This window comes from Xenorhabdus sp. KJ12.1, from assembly GCF_963876495.1.
Taxonomy (GTDB): domain Bacteria; phylum Pseudomonadota; class Gammaproteobacteria; order Enterobacterales; family Enterobacteriaceae; genus Xenorhabdus; species Xenorhabdus stockiae.
In genome coordinates, this window is record NZ_CAWNQH010000035.1 from 45,062 (window position 1) to 61,484 (window position 16,423).

The following is a 16,423-nucleotide window of genomic DNA, read 5'->3' on the forward strand; positions in this document are numbered from 1 at the left end:
CATCCAGAACCAGTGTTTACTCCTTACCCGCCACAGATAACTGCTGGTAAATATAATGCTTATAGCTTTCTACCAGCGCCTTATCCTGACAGTCATTAAGCTCCCCTCCACACAAATGACGCATGGTCATATTTGCCTGATAGAAAGCGGGAACGCTCAGCCGTGCTCTTTCCAAAATCATACCACCAAGAAAAGAGATATCAGTCAGTTTACCGGTCGTTATCGGCGCTCCCTGTTTCAGGTTATCCCTCATGGTAAATTGCGTCAGATGTGCCGGATCAGAAAAGGTAGAAGCGTAATCGTTAAAATAGATATTTGGCTGATGATCACCGAATGTGAGAAAAATGGTCGGTTTGTCGCGTTTAGCCACAAACTCACTGAATTCTCTGATAGATGGGTCTGATGCGATGATTTTTTCCATATAATGACTGAATTTTCCGACAGCGGATGAATTCTCCAATTTGCCTGCCAGCCCATAATCATCGCTATGGCTCTCTTCATAAGGCCCGTGCTCATACATGGTCAGAGAATAAATAAAGATGGGTTTATCCGTTTCCTTAGCCAGAATAGTTTTCACATAAGACAACATATCCTGTGTGCTGATTTTCCACAAATTCTCATCCATACTTGCCGGATAACCCAGCTCTTGTGGCTGAATAATGCGGTCAACACCCAGTGTCTGGTAAGCATGTCCGGCATGATAAGCCGATTTATTGAATGGAGTCAGTACAACGGTGTAATAGCCATTATCTTTCATCGTACGGAATAGGCTGTTTTGCAGATGATCAACCACAAAATAAAACACGCCATTTTTACGCGAGCCAAAATCATCTGTATCCAATCCCGTCAGAACAGAGAATTCTGATAACCACGTTCCACCCCCAAAAGTTTGTACCCGCAGCAAACCTTGCGCACTCACATCGGCATCATGCCCGAACATAAAGAGATCAGGTAGCCGGATACCTGCCGGTAATTGATAAATATGTGGGTCGACCGTAGATTCCTGTAATAACACCACCACATCAGGTTTTATTTCTGACTGTGCTTCAGGCAGGGAGACATTTTTTGCCTGCTGCAAAAAATAATCAGCTGATACTCCAAATTGGGGAGGCTGATATTGTGCATCCCGGGCTGACATGACCATATTAGTCATCGTTCCGCGCCCTTTTGGCAACTCTGCCTGCCATTCATTATGGTAAGCACTGACTGTCATATTGACATCCCAGACCCCAACAGCAACCAATACCACGCTTAATCCACGCCACTTGATACCCGGAATTGGCTTTGCACTTCTCCAGCTCAGAAACATATTGAAGATTAACCAGACCAGCATAGCTGCAACAGCCAGACCTGCCAGCCAATAATGATGTAATGTTTCCTGATTTGAAGGATCAAGCATAATATTCAAATCAGAAAACATCAGTTGATCTTTGTAGTAATGAACTTTTAGCTGGTTGAGAAATTTGATGATAATAAAAAGGGTTCCGGTAAATACCACGGAAAATAACCAGCGTGCTGAAAACAGAAATGTCAGACCAAAAAGAATACTGAATACCCCAACAGAAATCAGTGCAGGATAGATATCACTGCTTTTTTCAAACACTAACAGCAAGGATGCAACCAACAATAGTCCAAAATAGCATCCTGAAATTATTTTTTTATTCATACTCTTGTGTTCCATGTATGAGACCGGTTTGACATCAGTAGATGAAAGTAGCACAAGTTTCTCAACATACTACAAATAAAATGAAGCCACTCACTTCAGGGTGAATTTATCGTTCAGATGATAAGACTGAGTTTTGGTGAGAATTTACATCTGCCATTTTATCTTTAGTAAACTGATCAATAAGTTAATAATAATCAGCTACCAGCTTATCCATTCACTGAATAAATGCGCGATTAAGACAACAATAACAGGTATCATCAGTATGAAATTCCGCTAATTCTGAGTTTACAATCTAGATTATTCATGTTCATAAAAAACAGAAGGGTGGATTTGACAGTAATCATGATCACTCTTTTAGTTCACCCCCCAATAGTTAAAGAGCTTAGTGATGAAAATAACACCTGAAACATTATCCTCTGCAATAGAAGAATACGCCAAAAAGCCTGAGCAGAAACAGCAGCTAACTCCTCAGCAAACACGTTGGTTTTCCGAGCCAGAGAATGTCTTTCTGTTGATCACTCTGGTGATAACACTCCCTGAAGAAACGATGGATGATATCAGGGATGCCGTTAAAGACTGGCTTGATGTTGCTATCGCGGAACTAGAGTTAGTCGCGATTCATTCCCCGAAGGGAACCAAAGAACAATTTGAGCAGGCTGTTGGATTGGTTTTGGAGTATTGCAAAGAAAACTTCGAGCTTAATCACAAGAATGTCCTGTTATGTATCTCAATCCTGAAGCGATATCAGTTTCATATCAGGACGGACCTTGCACAGTTGATGCAGAAATCTGAGTATCCTGATGAGACTAATGTTACCCCTTTCCCACAAAAACCGCAGAAAATCAGGCAACTGATTAATGAGTTTAATCTGAAATCCAGTATCGAATTCATTGAGGTTTTTGAAAGTGGTTTTTCTGTCGCACCACCTGAAGTACTGCCTTATATTCTGACGGAAGTCGTTCAATATCCATGGGGTATTGATGCTTTGCTTCTGCTGACGCAATATTTTGAAGAATCTGTTGCGCTTGCCAGTGCCGAAATGCTGGATCAATGCCCTTCTTCGGCGTGGAAAAATTTATCCTATTTGCAGCTTGTGAACCTGTGTGCCCACTTCAACCGACATCCTTCAGTTAAACCCTATATGAAGCGATGGAAAAAACGCGCTATGGCACACCATAAAGCACGGGCAGCCGCTGAAATATATGAAATATACGCTTCTGAGGTGGATGGCAATGACTGTGCCAGTATGATGATGAAAGTCATGCTGAATAATCAAGAATATCAGCTAAGTATGATGCTCGATTTTAAATCAGGTATCAGAGAGAGCATGCTGAATATTGATCCTGACCAACCCATTCCTGAGTTGTTAGAACAGTTAAGCAGCGATATCAACTTCACTCCGGTTTCTCCGGACTGGCTAAAACAGATATTGCCCTGGATCCTTTCCGTTCAGCAAAATAAGAACACACCACTCGACCTCTATTCACTGTATTGGATAGCCCAACTTCCCATCGACTGGACACAGCCAGAAGCGTTTGATCTTGAGCAATGGAGCCAGAAACTGAGTTATGAGGTCAATCCTAAGCGACAGGAAAATAGCCGTCTCGGTTACGCCAATTACGGTCACAATGTGCAATCATCGCTCATGATGACTTGGCTGCCACCTGAAGAGTATCTACTGAAAGCGAAAAAACCCAGAGATTTACTGAAACTCTACTATTATGCCAACAAAGACATCTTTGCCGGACGACTGACCTACTCGGCTGCTATCGAGAAATATAAGCTCTCATCAGAAGAGCGCTGCCTGACCAATGAATATCTGGATTTGGCTCACGCTCTTTACGACCCTGCCATCAATCGTAAAAGGTTTGGCTTATTCGATAACCTGTCAGAAGCCAGTTTCCAGCTCTTTGCTATGGGGCTGACTGATACCTCAGACTCAATACTCCCTCAGGGGCTGGTTGTTAAAATCAGCTTAGATGAAGCAAGCCCAGCAGTCTGGCGCCGGGTTCATCTCAGTAACCAGATGACGCTGAGTGAAGTGCATGATGTGATACAGGCTGCTATGGGATGGGAAGATGCACACCTGTTCTCTTTTGAGGTTGGCGGAATAATGATCCCGGAAGAAAATTATGATCAGGTCTGTCTTGGTCTATTTTTACGTGATGTCGGAAGTGAGCTTTACTACCAATATGACTTTGGTGACTGCTGGGATCATCAGATCACAGTAGAAAAAGTTCTGGAAAAAGACATCATTCAACCTAAAGTCACCGCAGGAAACGGGACATGCCCGGCTGAAGACTCCGGCGGTATCTGGCAGTGGAACAATGTACTCAAATTGAGAAAAAAGAAACTTCTGACGGAAGAAGAAGCAGAATACCTGGAATTACTGGGACTGGCACCGCATCAGCCACTAGAGCCTTTTGATAAACAAGAGGCCAACCATAAACTTGAAGCCTTATTCAATTATCTGGATTATCAGGGCTAAATTTGTCCCCCTGAGAAGTAAACTTTTACTTCTCAGGGGGTTATTCCGTTAAGCAGAATATTTTATCAGTCGATCAGCCAGTGCCTGCGCGAATCGCATCGCACCCCCCTCAGCAAAGGGCAGGTTCAGCGAAGGCTCACATATTTCTATTTCCAGTACAATCGGCTTCCCACCATTATCCCGCACAAGATCCACACGTCCGTAAAGCAAAGCATGATCAAGCCCCATATGCCGAACAGCTGTATCAAGAGCAAGTGAAGCAACTGCACGCTCATCTTCATCTGCCACTCGCGCCTTGCGAAATTCCTGTAATGGGAAATTCACTGTGCCATCGGACATAAGCAAAGCACCTTTACGGATAGCATGGCTATAAACACCGTCGAAGTAGGTCAGGTCAGTCTCGCCCTCACTATCGATTGAAGCCAGATAGGGCTGCAATATTACGTGACAACCTTTTTCTATCAGATAAGTGATATGCTCGACAGCCTTATCCTCCTGCTGCCGTTTATAGCGCTGAATATCCTTCGAATAAGCTCCTACAGTAGGCTTTATCACAATTTCGTCAGCTTCCGTATGCTCAGCAAGAAATGCCCGCAGATTCTGTAAGATATCCATACCGGGGCTAATAAACCTGCTAGGTACAACCGGCACACCGTGCGCCGCGAGATCAGCCAGATAAAACTTATCAAGATTCCAGCGTACTACCGGCAAGGGATTCAGCAGTTCTGTTAAAACACTAATACGTTCACACCAGACCAAAAATTCAGGTAAATGATCGACGTAGCTCCACGGAGAACGCAAAAGCACCGCATCAAAACGTGACCAATCAATAGCCTGGTCCTGCCAGGAACATATCTCAGCGCTCAGCCCGATAGTGCGACAAGCATCGAGTAACAACGGCATATCATAATCTTCTGGCAGGCTGGCTTCATCAGTAATCAATGCAACTGTATTCATTAAGAATTTCCATCAGATCAAATGTCCTCAAAAATGATTACAGAGATGCCAGCCACTCATCATCTGACCCTTCATTCATCCCTTCGAACAAAAACGTGGAAAGATAACGTTCCCCCGTATCAGGCAGCATTGCGAGTAATACCGAATGTTCTGGTGCACTTTCAGCAACACGAAGTGCTGTTGCCAAAGTCGCCCCTGCGGAAATACCCACAAATATGCCTTCTTCCCTAGCGAGGCGACGGGCTGTATCACGCGCCGATATCTCATCCACGGTCAGTAGCTTATCAATAACGCTTTTATCGAGTATGTCAGGGATAAAATCAGGTGCCAGACCCTGAATTTGATGTAAATTCCACGAATTACCCGCCAGCACAGCGGCATTTTCAGGTTCGGTAGCAATAATATTTACGTCAGGCCGTGCCAGTTTTAACATCTGACCGACTCCGGTCAGAGTACCGCTGGTACCAAAACCCGTGACAAAATAATCCAGCCGTTTTCCGGCAAAATCACTGAGAATTTCTGCTGCTGTTGTTTCACGGTGATAAGCCGGATTGGCAGGGTTTTGGAATTGATTAGCACGAAACCAGCCATGTTTTGCCGCAAGCTTATCGGCCAGACGGTTTCCACCACTACTCCCTTCATGGCCGGGGGAGAGGATAACTTTTCCGCCATACATACGTATTAATTTACGGCGTTCTACCGAATAACAATCAGACATCACCGCCACAAATTTGTAGCCACGGGCAGCAGCCACCATTGCTAAAGCAATGCCGACATTACCGGAAGTACATTCACAAATTGTATCGCCGGGTTTCAGTAGCCCTCTTGCTTCTGCATCAAGGATAACAGAAAGAGCAAGCCTGTCCTTCACCGAACCGCCGGGATTGAAAGACTCCACCTTCACATATACCGTGGCATGGCCGGGAGCCATACGATTTAATTTAACGATAGGCGTACGGCCAATTGTCTCAAGGATACTGTTGTAGAGAGGCATAAGAAAATTGTTCTCCTGTTATTTCACTTTTGCTGCTGTTTCAAATACAGGAGCAACAATATCGAGAATAATTGAAAGTGCTTTTTCGTTCTTTGCTTCATCAGTTGAAGCATTAAACTCAGCCAGTTCGACTCCCAAAAGCTGTTCCAAAGGCATTGCTTCAAATATTGCCTGAATTTGCGATGGCAACATACCATCCGGCACTGAATAATCTGCCGGTAAAAAACCGGGCTCAAGAACATCCCAGTCGATATGGATCCAGACCGGCGCGCCATTAATGGTTTTCAGAATATTTTCAGGTGTTGCCTCTGCTGGTGGAATTATCCGAACTCCCTGCTTTTGCAAAATTTCACGCTCAGGTGGATCTATATCACGGGCACCAACCAGAATAATTTGTTCAGGACGTAAACCAGAACCGTGCCCGCTATCCCAAAGGCCGCAGGCAGCAGCAAGTACCATACCACCGAGGTAACCTGATTCTGTTGTCTCCGGTGTGTTGAAATCACCATGTGCATCAATCCAAAGCACTACCGCTTCCGGATACTCCCGCGCGACAACAGGTAATGAAGCAAGACTCGCAGAACAGGTATTAGCGAGCATAAACGTCCGGTTTTTTCCCTTAATACTCGCTTCAATTGCCTGACGCAATTCAACAAGCGTTTCACGGGCTTGAGGAAGACTAACACTCCAGTCATCGTTCTCAGGAGGCGAACTCTTTCCAATAAAATGCCCCTGAATGCCATAGTGTTTTTTTAACGCCTCAGCAGTACGAGCAGCGCCTTCTATCATGCGTGCTGCCCTATCAGCTATGCGACCCTGAGAAACGATAAGATCAATCATGGAACAGTTTCCTTTTCATTATTATCAATAAAAATTTCAGGTTAACCTTCGGTCATAACTCATAAAAAAATATACTGGCTTCATTTTTTCCTGAACATAAACGGGCACTTACCCTCTCTCTTCACATTTTCATCCAGAAGGCCATACTGCTGCCATTCAAGTGCTTCTGTACCATAAGAACCAAGCTGCAAAGAACGGGGAATATCATCATATTTATCAATGCGATTACGGATATTTGCACGGATCTTACGACCTCCCGGAGTATTACCGGCTACGATATCGAAACGCTCACGTGGGTTGATGACCATAATAAAATGCTCACCAAGATTCCTGCTTCTACGTGACTGGTTCGCCGGGCTGCTCATATTGCAGAATAGCTGCATACCGTTAAAACACATGCACCAGGCTGAAGAATCTGGATCTTCACTAATACCTTCCGGCCAGGGTTCAGGATCTATGTCATGTAATTTCTGCAAGACTTCCCAGCCAAAAGCATGATAATCACTAATAGACTGAACTCTTATTGCTTCTTGTGAGAACGCAACAATTAGCGGGTATGCTGTATTTAAATCGCCATTCCAATTCTGCGAAAGTTCAACATAATCTTTAAGCCCTTCAGCTAAATGCTGAATGCCACTCTTCTCTACATTCTCTACGAAGATAAATTTTAATAACTTTTTTTTAAATGCTCTCTTTGAGAAGACACAAGGAAAATCAACATGATCAAGTCGAAACCCTATATCACTGAGAACAGTATGATGCCAGTCTTTTTCACTTTCATTCACTTGAGGTTGTGAGATTAATTTTGTAACACCTAGATTTTTATTTAATATATTCACTTAAATCACCTTTCATTAATAGAAAGAAGACGTGTCTGACACGGCGATAACTACCCTTTAAACGAATATTTAATGTGATAACTGAAAGATAAAATAATTTATTATTAAGGAGGGTAATTTAAATTTCATCCATTAATAAAAAACATCAAATATAAACAATAAAAACATTCTAGACTGTATCATCACGACCTAAAATCATATATAACAATTATCAAAAGAAATAACATAATTATTATAAAAACCATCAGAAAAAACACATTAAAAACACAAAAAACAATAAAAAGAAAAATAAAAAACAAAATATTTAAATCAACATTTACAACTCAAATAAAAATATAATTTATGTCAATGAAGATTATTTTCTAATATAGATAGATATCAAATAAAATATAAAAACCCTGTATTTAATTTAATCACTGGAACATGCTTTTTTTATTTACGGATAAATAATGTAAACTTGGCAATGAAATGAAAAGTGAAGCCGATTGAGAATCAGCCAGATGGATAAAAAAAAGCCAGAAAATCAGCAAGCTGTCAGTGGCACTACCCGCATCTATGTACAACAAAAAAATCATTTGCCCACCCCTAAGCTAGACTGGGTAGCTGAAGAAGTACCGGTTGCCTTAGTCTACAACGGCATTTCCCATGTCGTCATGATGGCAAGTCCAAAAGACCTCGAACATTTCGCAATTGGCTTCTCCCTATCTGAAGGGATTATCACTTCTCCGCAGGAAATTCGCGGGATTGATATAGCTTCCGGCTGCCACGGCGGTATTGAAGTCAATATCGAACTCTCCAGTCGCCGTTTCGCTGAATTGAAAGAACGCCGACGCAGTATGGCAGGCCGAACCGGTTGCGGTATTTGTGGCACTGAGCAAATATCAGAAATCTTCCGCCCTATCACTCCACTGCCTTTTACACAAACGTTTTCATTGGCTTATCTGGATCAGGCGCTTGCACAATTACCTCTCCTGCAAGACATCGGTTCATTAACTGGCTGTACACATGCTGCTGGCTGGATTGATTCAGAGGGAAATTTACTCGGTGGATGTGAAGACGTTGGCCGCCATGTTGCTTTAGATAAGCTATTGGGAATGCGTTCAAAAACAGACTGGCAACAAGGCGCTGTTTTGGTTTCCAGCCGTGCCAGTTATGAAATGGTGCAGAAATCTGCCAATTGTGGCGTGGAAATATTATTTGCCGTTTCTGCTGCTACTTCACTCGCAATCGAAGTAGCAGAAAAATGTAATCTGACGCTAGTCGGTTTCTGTAAACCGGGGCGAGCAACGGTGTATACGCATTCTCAGCGGTTAACCAATTAATCAATGCTATGAAGCATCCATAAATTGGGTTCAATATAATGGGCGATCTGTTTTTCTGTATCCACCACCAAGGGAACCAATGCGCCCGGAATAATGTACTCCCCGCTTTGTGGGAACTTCATTTCTGTCCACTTTTCCCATTCTTCCACTGTCCCGGCAATATGCATAGAACGGAATGCAGGTTTAATGATTTTGGCCCCTAAACGCCAATGAGTGCGTATCCAAGGATCAAATGGCTCCTCTTTTTCATTTTTCCAACCACAATATTCGACAAAATCTTGCAATGGATAACAACTTTTTCGGCTTGGCCTGACAGGTACAACGACGCCTTGTAAACCAGCTTCACGAGCGGTTTGCTTCACACTATTAATTAATAGCGCTGGAATATTGCAGCCACGAAAATCAGGATCAACGGTAACAGAAAGTGCTGACAACATATTCGCCTTTCCCTTAGCCTCCACACCAAGTTGCAGTATTGCATCCCACCCCTCGTCAGGCAGCTGTTCCAGTGAGGGGGCTTCCCATAAAAAAGGAATTGAATTTAATACCCCAATAAGACGCTCTTCCTGTCCCTGTTGCAGAATGGCATATTTTTGAAAATGACTAAACGGGGGTTCATATAAGGTATCCCAATACTGTTCAAACACCTTGTCGTAGTTCGAAAATAAGGGCCAGCTGGCATCAATAAAATCACTCGATTTTTCCTCAATATCTTCCCTCTCTCTGGCAGACTGAATAATAATTTTTGCATCCATAATTAACTCCCTATTAAAGACGGTTCTTTGAATCAAAATAATACATACAAAAAATTAATGAATTAGCTAAGTAAAATAAATGTGTTTTTGCAGCCAGAACGGGACTATTAATCACGCAATCACTACAGGCCATTAAATTTAACCTCATCACATTTTCAGAAAAACGACAAAATATCTCTGCTTCTTATCAAAAATTAAAATCATTTAAATACAACTAATTGAATTATTCGCTGATTAAAACCCAAACAAAACAAACATTAAATAAAAATAATTATCATTTACATTAACATTTGAAGAATGTACATTCCTCCCGCGCAATAAATCAGGCCATTTTTATGATTGGGTAACGAGGGATCCCCCACTCTAAATGAGGATAACGATGAAAAAAGTTAAGGTATTAGTCGCCACTTTAGGCGTTTTGGGATTTATGGCACAGGCTCACGCAGCAGTAGGATTTGGTCAGAGTCAGGTAAGTTCACCAACATACGTTGAGGTTGGCCCAACTCAACCCGGTAAAGGTCCACACGGCGGCAAAGGTGGTGAACCGGGTATCGGTATTAGCTCCGTTTATGGTGGTCAAATCACTGGCTTTGCTGGCCTGACCCGTATGGCACCTGCCGATAATAATGGAATTCACAATATCGCAATGGCTGGTGCTCCGGGCACTCATGGTGGTATGGGCGTATTCCATTTCAGCAAAGTCGCTAATGAAGAGGTTTACTTCGGTGAATGGTCTCAGACCGGTCAGGCAAATGATAATACCCATACGGTTTATTACGCCGGCAAAGATGTGACTACTAATATTCCAACTGACGGCACAGCAACCTATACCGTGACCGGTATTAACCAATACAGCGGTAATAACGCGCTGTCCGGTACATTTACCGCAGATTTTGGTGAGAAAACACTGGTTGGCTCAATGGCCAATAATACAATGGAAATTGGCATTGATGCCCGAATCCAATCTGACGCAAAATTTACGGGTAGAGCGCTCACAGAGGATCTGGTAGGCAAAACAGAAGGTCACTTCTTTGGCGACAATGCATCAAGTCTGGCTGGATATGCCAAATTTGATGGTGATCATTCCAAAGATACTGCTTTCGGTGGCTCTAAACAGTAATTGTTAATTTTACAGAGAACAGCGCCAAAAATGGCATTGTTCTCTGTTTTTATTTTTAATAACGTAAGTTTTGTGAGCTGATTTTGCGATGTCTGATAGAAAAATACCGATATTATTAACCGTATTGATGGCTTTTTTCATCTCCTTGCCGATATATGCCAATGAAGATACCTCACGCAATATTTGGCAGGAAGCCCAACATCATCAACAGGAAAATGAAAAAAAACTGATTACACCTGACCCCATTTTTACTGAAAATAATGCTGCGTTGATTGTCATTGATGGGAAAAAATTTCAGGTAGAGAATAATCTGGACAATGTGAGTTTGGCTCTTTTCCTTGCAATAAATCACCAACAATGGCCGGATGTAAGACGTTTTCTCACTGCTTATAAAAAATTATCAGAGCATGATGTCTTATTAGTGAATTTTGCTCAGGGTGGACTCGCTCGTTTTGATGGTAATTTAGATCTGGCCACTTATCATTACCAACAAATTCTGAGCCAACAGCCTAATTTTCCGCGCGTTCAAGTAGAACTGGCCCGAGTCTATTTTGAAGATTATAAAAATCGGGAAGCTGAACGTCTGTTTGCAGAATTGAGTGAAAAAAAACAAGTACCAGAATCAGTTTTGAAGAACATTAACAGTTATCTTGAAGCAATAGAGCTGAGAAATAGCTGGCGTGGTTCATTCTCTGTCGGTTACGCCTACAACGATAATGTGAATATGTCTTCTAATCGGAACTTTGCCTGCCTGAAAATAAACGAAAATCAATGTATTCAACAGCAGATACCAAAAGCCGTCAAAGCATGGGGTATGTCCTATGACGCGACACTAAGCCGAAGACACCAACTTTCTGGTTATCACGGCATTGCTATCCGTGGTCTTATTTATGGTGAAAACTACCGAAATTACCAAGATGGCAATGAAAATACTTTCCAGCTAGCCAGTGGCTACAGTTATAAAAACAGAAACCACGATATCTCCTTTAGCCCGTTGTTTGAATATAAACAAAGTGCTGGCGATCGCTTCTACCACGCCACTGGGATCAAAACAGTATGGCAATGGGGAATAACGACTCAGACAACTCTTGATATTGAATTTGAACATAAACAACTACGCCATCAACACGATTACCGCAGAAAAGACGGAGGATTGACCTCTTCCTCCTTTAATTTATTCCACGACATCGGCAAAGATTTTATTCTGCTTGGTGGTGGAGACTGGACTTATCGCGGTAACGACCAATATCCCGTTGACCGCTATCAGCAGTGGGAAGTTCGGGCAGGAGCGAAAGGACAGATCTACGATGGCATTGACGGTTATCTCTTTGCCACATTGCGTGATCGGCACTTTGGCGCTTATAGCCCGATGCTGAATGCCAAACGCCATGATACGGAGCAAATTTATGTCGCTGTTATTAAAGCGCCTGCGGCTGAAATAATGGGTATGACTCCTGCTATTACTTTCCGCCACCGACGCAATCGCAGCAATGTGGATTGGCTGTACAGCTATAACAAAAACGAAGTGCTGTTCAGGCTGGAAAAGTTTTTTTAATCAAAATCTGATGATTTTTTATTTGTGCGATGATGACTGAGGCAAGAAATATCAATGGCATATCAAATTAAAACCGGACTAACTCCCATCACAATCGCTCTGTCACTGGCATTTTCACTGGCAGCGCCTCCTTTGTTTGCTGAATCCAAACCTGCCACTACAACGTCAGACGGCAAAACTGATTTAGGTAAAATCCGGGTGACAGATAACAGAGAGAAAGATGAAGCCGGTTATGATGCGGTTTATGACAAAGATATCTCCAATATTTATATCGGTAAAAAAGAGATAGAACGCTATAAAGGGGCATCCCCTGCTGATGTCATTAAAGGTGCTGTTGGTGTTTACAGTGGTGATGCCCGCAATAGCGGTGCCTTAGATATCAATATTCGAGGTATTCAGGGGCAAGGGCGTGTTCCCGTCACGATTGATGGAACGGAACAGGCGATTACCGTTGGACGTGGCTATAACGGTGCTAATAATCGCAATTATATTGATCCTAACTTAATCAGCAGCATTGAAATTGAGAAAGGGCCTTCCCTGAATCGCAGGGTGAAAGGTTCTGTCGGGGGAGCAGTCTCCATCAAAACACTCAATATTGATGATGTCGTACCGGATGGTGAAACATTTGGTATCAATACCAAACTGGAAACCAGTAGTAACTCAGTCAAAGAACGCACTCCGACTTTGTCACTGGGACAGGATTACCGCGATGTTCCCAATTTTATACACAATGGAATTGAATCTGATCCTGCACTAAAAATCACTCCTCACTCATCAAAAGACAATAAATTGTTCGGCTTCAAAGATAATGCCTTTCGCGTTGCCGTGGGAACGCGGCAAGAGTATTTTGATTTGATGCTGGCCTATGCTTACCGCCATAAAGGTAACTATTTTGCAGGTAAAGGTGGTGCACATCGCTATGATGCAGCAGCAACAGAAGCCGATATAAACTTAATGCTCAACCCAAAAGCGAGTTTAGATCCTTACCTCCCTTTTGCAGCACGCATTTATCGCCCCGGTAATGAAGTTCCCAATACTTCCAGTAAAATGCAATCGGTGTTAATCAAAAACACCTGGCACTTCACCGATGATCAGGCACTACAACTTGCTTTCCGCAATACCCGTATGGAGTTCGGCGATATTATGCCTTCAAGGCTGGCATCGGTGCTTGCTGAGGAAAATAGGGTTCCTCAATGGCCGCTGGCTAACTCTCGCCAACAGGCGGCTAACCTGAATTATAAATGGCATCCTACTGCAAACCCCTACATTGATTTTGATATGAATCTGTGGGCAACCCGCACGACAAGTAACACCAATACTTCAGGTGGATATCCGCGTAGTCCGGTTACCAGAGACTATGATTGGGACGGAGGAAAAGGCAGGAGCACTAATATTGATGGGACCTTAATCAATACAGCCGTCACCAATGCCCAAAATAATCGTTGGGGTGTAGATATTTCCAATAAATTCGAACTGACCCGAAATTTGGATCTTACTCTGATGGGAAATTTCCAACGTGAACGTTTAGGTTCTGATGATGATATCAGCCATACTGATAATCTGTATTTCTTTCAGTCCCCAGCAAGAAAAGGGCAGCGTCAGGAAATCAATCTCGCTTTTAACTTTGACTGGCGTCCTGCATCATGGCTGGCATTGAGTGCTGGTGCTAAACGTGTTTCCTATTGGTCTCAAGATAACTTTCTCAATGAAAGACGTTCTGCCAGAGATGAAAATTATAAAAAAATTGGTGATATCACCGCGCATTCAATGAGTTATTGGCGAACATTGACAACCGAAGAAGCTGATGTAGTGCGAGAAAAAGAGCGCTATATAAAATCTATTGCAGCTTCAAAAATGAACTTCGTGGAGAAATTTAAACTCCTCAGGAAGGTGGATGATAAGTATCCGGAGATTGGTGAAACTTACTCTGATAATCGTGATAAACAGACTCGTAGGATGGTTAAAGAAGAATTCACTTGGTCTTATGATCCCAATAACGGAAAACTCAATAAGAGCAATAACCCCTATTTCAACGGCCAACTAAATATGAATGAAAGGGTTATAGACCCAATCAGTGGTAAAGAAGCCTATAAATATGAGTATAGTGCCGGGGGTTTAGGTCATAAGATATCCACTCAAGATGTTGAGGATCCTTGGGAACCAGCTCCAAAACGTAAATCTCATGCATGGGCGCCAACATTTTCAGCTACTGCCTATATCACTGACGATCTCCGGGCCTATACCCGCTATGCCGAAGCAGTAAGAATGCCCAGTATTTTTGAAGATACTGTCGGTTTTTCTGGCGTTAAAGAAAATTACATCGGTTTGAAATTTAAACCAGAACGAGCCAAAACCATAGAAACAGGTTTCGTTTATGATTTCAGTCAGTTAGTGAATGCTGAGCGTAATGCTGATGTCAAACTCTCCTATTACAACACGGTTATTGAAAATGTGTTCGACCGGAATAATACCTATAATTTCACCCAATTAGATAAACAAAAACTGGCAGGTTTAGAATTGCAGGCTCGCTACGACAACGGCAGTTTCTTTACTGATATGGGTTTGGTCTACAACATGAAAAATAAGGTGTGTGACAATAACTCTGCCGCAAGAATGGATTCTCAGAATCGTTACGGTATTCCCGAATGTATTGATGGTGGTTTCCCGGGCGGTTACTTGCGTACTTCCATTCAACCAAAATATACCGCTAACCTTAATGTCGGCGGACGCCTGTTTGATGAAAAACTGGAACTCGGTAGCCGGATGCTCTACCACAGCAGAGCAGAAAACAAAGATGAAAAATGGTTAATGGATGTTTTGCCGAATGAATATAAAGGGATATCCAACAACCCTATGCGCTGGAACTCCGTCTTCACCGTTGATGCCTATGTCAGCTACCAGATCACCCCTGCGATATCAATGGAACTGACTGGCACAAACTTAACTAACCGCTATTATCTTGATCCACTGACTCGCTCAATGATACCGGCACCGGGCAGAACCTTTAAGCTCAGCCTCACTAGTCAGTTTTAAGGGATAATATGATCAATACAGCCATATCAGATAATTCAGTGAACGGCTTGCAGTTAACGCTCAGTAAGCGTTTTCTGGTTGGTATTATTATCGCTGTTTCATTGCATATCAGTCTGATATGGCTGTTAAACCGACATACAGAGCCGAACGATGACAGTGCCCATTATCTTAATCAGAATTCTCCTTTGACAAGTTTTTCAATCACAATGGTGGCGGCCTCAGCATTAGCAGAAGAGCCGGAGCCAGTTGAATTATCTCAGCCAGTTCTGACTGTTGCTGAATCACCGACAGCTCCGGTAATTGCACTGGATAAAATCGTTCAAACAGAAAAAAAGATCGATACTCCGGCCGAACCAACAAAAACTCAAAAACCTAAAAAACAGCCAAAAGAAAAACCGAAAGAAAATAGAGAAAAGAAATCTGTTCCGTCATCTCAGGCATCCCAAAATACCCCAGAGGAATTTGAAACGGATGGCACTGATCAGGCCAACTCACAAAGTGGAATGAGTCAGGCGACAACTTCTCAACCTTTAGTGGGTCAGGGTAATAGTGAGTCAGATAATTACTATGCAAGGCTCCGGCAGGAAATTGAGAGCCACAAGCGTTATCCCCGCAAAGCAAAACGAATGAAGCAGGAAGGTACAGTCATCGTCAACTTTATACTTCAAGATGATGGTTCAATCACTGCCGCCAAAATCATTCAATCCTCGGGCCATAGTGCAATGGATAATGAAGCACTAAAAGCGCTCAGTCTTGCTAAATCTATTGGCCCGAAACCAACAACACTGGCAGCTGATATCACACTACAAATCAGCTTTGAGCTGGTTCGATAATATACATGCCATAACCGACCT

At 42.7% G+C, this 16,423-nt stretch carries 12 protein-coding genes; 6 read left to right on the plus strand and 6 right to left on the minus strand.

Annotation, left to right across the window (positions count from 1 at the left end):
- Window positions 1–16: 16 nt before the first annotated feature.
- Window positions 17–1,666, minus strand: a complete 1,650-nt coding sequence (locus AACS92_RS03900; protein ID WP_099110038.1) for an LTA synthase family protein — start codon at window positions 1,664–1,666, stop codon at window positions 17–19.
- Between the two features lie 388 nt (window positions 1,667–2,054).
- On the opposite strand from AACS92_RS03900, the gene AACS92_RS03905 reads away from it, so the two are divergent.
- Window positions 2,055–4,154: a plasmid pRiA4b ORF-3 family protein gene (locus AACS92_RS03905; RefSeq protein ID WP_099110039.1), complete on the plus strand. Its 2,100-nt coding sequence runs from the start codon at window positions 2,055–2,057 to the stop codon at window positions 4,152–4,154.
- Window positions 4,155–4,202: 48 nt separating this feature from the next.
- On the opposite strand, the gene AACS92_RS03910 is transcribed toward AACS92_RS03905, so the two are convergent.
- The 4 genes from AACS92_RS03910 to AACS92_RS03925 form a co-directional block, all read right to left on the minus strand.
- Window positions 4,203–5,111 carry an ATP-grasp domain-containing protein gene (locus AACS92_RS03910; RefSeq protein WP_099110040.1) on the minus strand — a complete coding sequence of 303 codons (909 nt, stop codon included), beginning with the start codon at window positions 5,109–5,111 and terminating at the stop codon, window positions 4,203–4,205.
- Between the two features lie 37 nt (window positions 5,112–5,148).
- Window positions 5,149–6,105: a cysteine synthase A gene (cysK, locus tag AACS92_RS03915; protein WP_099110041.1), complete on the minus strand. Its 957-nt coding sequence runs from the start codon at window positions 6,103–6,105 to the stop codon at window positions 5,149–5,151.
- 18 nt (window positions 6,106–6,123) lie between these two features.
- Window positions 6,124–6,945, minus strand: a complete 822-nt coding sequence (locus AACS92_RS03920) for an arginase family protein (protein ID WP_099110042.1) — start codon at window positions 6,943–6,945, stop codon at window positions 6,124–6,126.
- 80 nt (window positions 6,946–7,025) lie between these two features.
- Complete coding sequence (locus tag AACS92_RS03925; protein WP_206602245.1) at window positions 7,026–7,784, minus strand: YqcI/YcgG family protein; 759 nt, start codon at window positions 7,782–7,784, stop codon at window positions 7,026–7,028.
- Window positions 7,785–8,284: 500 nt separating this feature from the next.
- On the opposite strand from AACS92_RS03925, the gene fdhD reads away from it, so the two are divergent.
- Entirely contained in the window at window positions 8,285–9,106 is an 822-nt protein-coding gene (gene fdhD, locus AACS92_RS03930) for a formate dehydrogenase accessory sulfurtransferase FdhD (protein WP_099110043.1), read from the plus strand.
- On the opposite strand, the gene AACS92_RS03935 is transcribed toward fdhD, so the two are convergent.
- On the minus strand, window positions 9,103–9,861 hold the full coding sequence (locus tag AACS92_RS03935; RefSeq protein ID WP_099110044.1) for a transferase: 759 nt from the start codon (window positions 9,859–9,861) through the stop codon (window positions 9,103–9,105). The two genes, fdhD and AACS92_RS03935, sit on opposite strands and share 4 nt — an antisense overlap.
- A gap of 379 nt (window positions 9,862–10,240) precedes the next feature.
- Here AACS92_RS03935 and AACS92_RS03940 point away from each other — a divergent pair, with 379 nt between their 5' ends.
- The 4 genes from AACS92_RS03940 to AACS92_RS03955 all read left to right on the plus strand — a co-directional run bounded on the left by AACS92_RS03940 (window position 10,241) and on the right by AACS92_RS03955 (window position 16,402).
- On the plus strand, window positions 10,241–10,981 hold the full coding sequence (locus tag AACS92_RS03940; protein ID WP_099110045.1) for a Slam-dependent surface lipoprotein: 741 nt from the start codon (window positions 10,241–10,243) through the stop codon (window positions 10,979–10,981).
- A gap of 88 nt (window positions 10,982–11,069) precedes the next feature.
- On the plus strand, window positions 11,070–12,536 hold the full coding sequence (locus AACS92_RS03945; protein ID WP_099110046.1) for a porin family protein: 1,467 nt from the start codon (window positions 11,070–11,072) through the stop codon (window positions 12,534–12,536).
- Window positions 12,537–12,590: 54 nt separating this feature from the next.
- Entirely contained in the window at window positions 12,591–15,569 is a 2,979-nt protein-coding gene (locus tag AACS92_RS03950; protein WP_099110047.1) for a TonB-dependent receptor domain-containing protein, read from the plus strand.
- 8 nt (window positions 15,570–15,577) lie between these two features.
- Window positions 15,578–16,402, plus strand: a complete 825-nt coding sequence (locus AACS92_RS03955) for an energy transducer TonB (protein WP_099110048.1) — start codon at window positions 15,578–15,580, stop codon at window positions 16,400–16,402.
- Window positions 16,403–16,423 lie beyond the last annotated feature (21 nt).

Coding starts and splice junctions, on each gene's coding strand:
- fdhD (WP_099110043.1), top strand. CDS start 8,285: ATGGATAAAAAAAAGCCAGAAAATCAGCAAGCTGTCAGTGGCACTACC.
- AACS92_RS03940 (WP_099110045.1), top strand. CDS start 10,241: ATGAAAAAAGTTAAGGTATTAGTCGCCACTTTAGGCGTTTTGGGATTT.
- AACS92_RS03905 (WP_099110039.1), top strand. CDS start 2,055: ATGAAAATAACACCTGAAACATTATCCTCTGCAATAGAAGAATACGCC.
- AACS92_RS03950 (WP_099110047.1), top strand. CDS start 12,591: ATGGCATATCAAATTAAAACCGGACTAACTCCCATCACAATCGCTCTG.
- cysK (WP_099110041.1), bottom strand. CDS start 6,105: ATGCCTCTCTACAACAGTATCCTTGAGACAATTGGCCGTACGCCTATC.
- AACS92_RS03935 (WP_099110044.1), bottom strand. CDS start 9,861: ATGGATGCAAAAATTATTATTCAGTCTGCCAGAGAGAGGGAAGATATT.
- AACS92_RS03945 (WP_099110046.1), top strand. CDS start 11,070: ATGTCTGATAGAAAAATACCGATATTATTAACCGTATTGATGGCTTTT.
- AACS92_RS03910 (WP_099110040.1), bottom strand. CDS start 5,111: ATGAATACAGTTGCATTGATTACTGATGAAGCCAGCCTGCCAGAAGAT.
- AACS92_RS03955 (WP_099110048.1), top strand. CDS start 15,578: ATGATCAATACAGCCATATCAGATAATTCAGTGAACGGCTTGCAGTTA.
- AACS92_RS03920 (WP_099110042.1), bottom strand. CDS start 6,945: ATGATTGATCTTATCGTTTCTCAGGGTCGCATAGCTGATAGGGCAGCA.
- AACS92_RS03900 (WP_099110038.1), bottom strand. CDS start 1,666: ATGAATAAAAAAATAATTTCAGGATGCTATTTTGGACTATTGTTGGTT.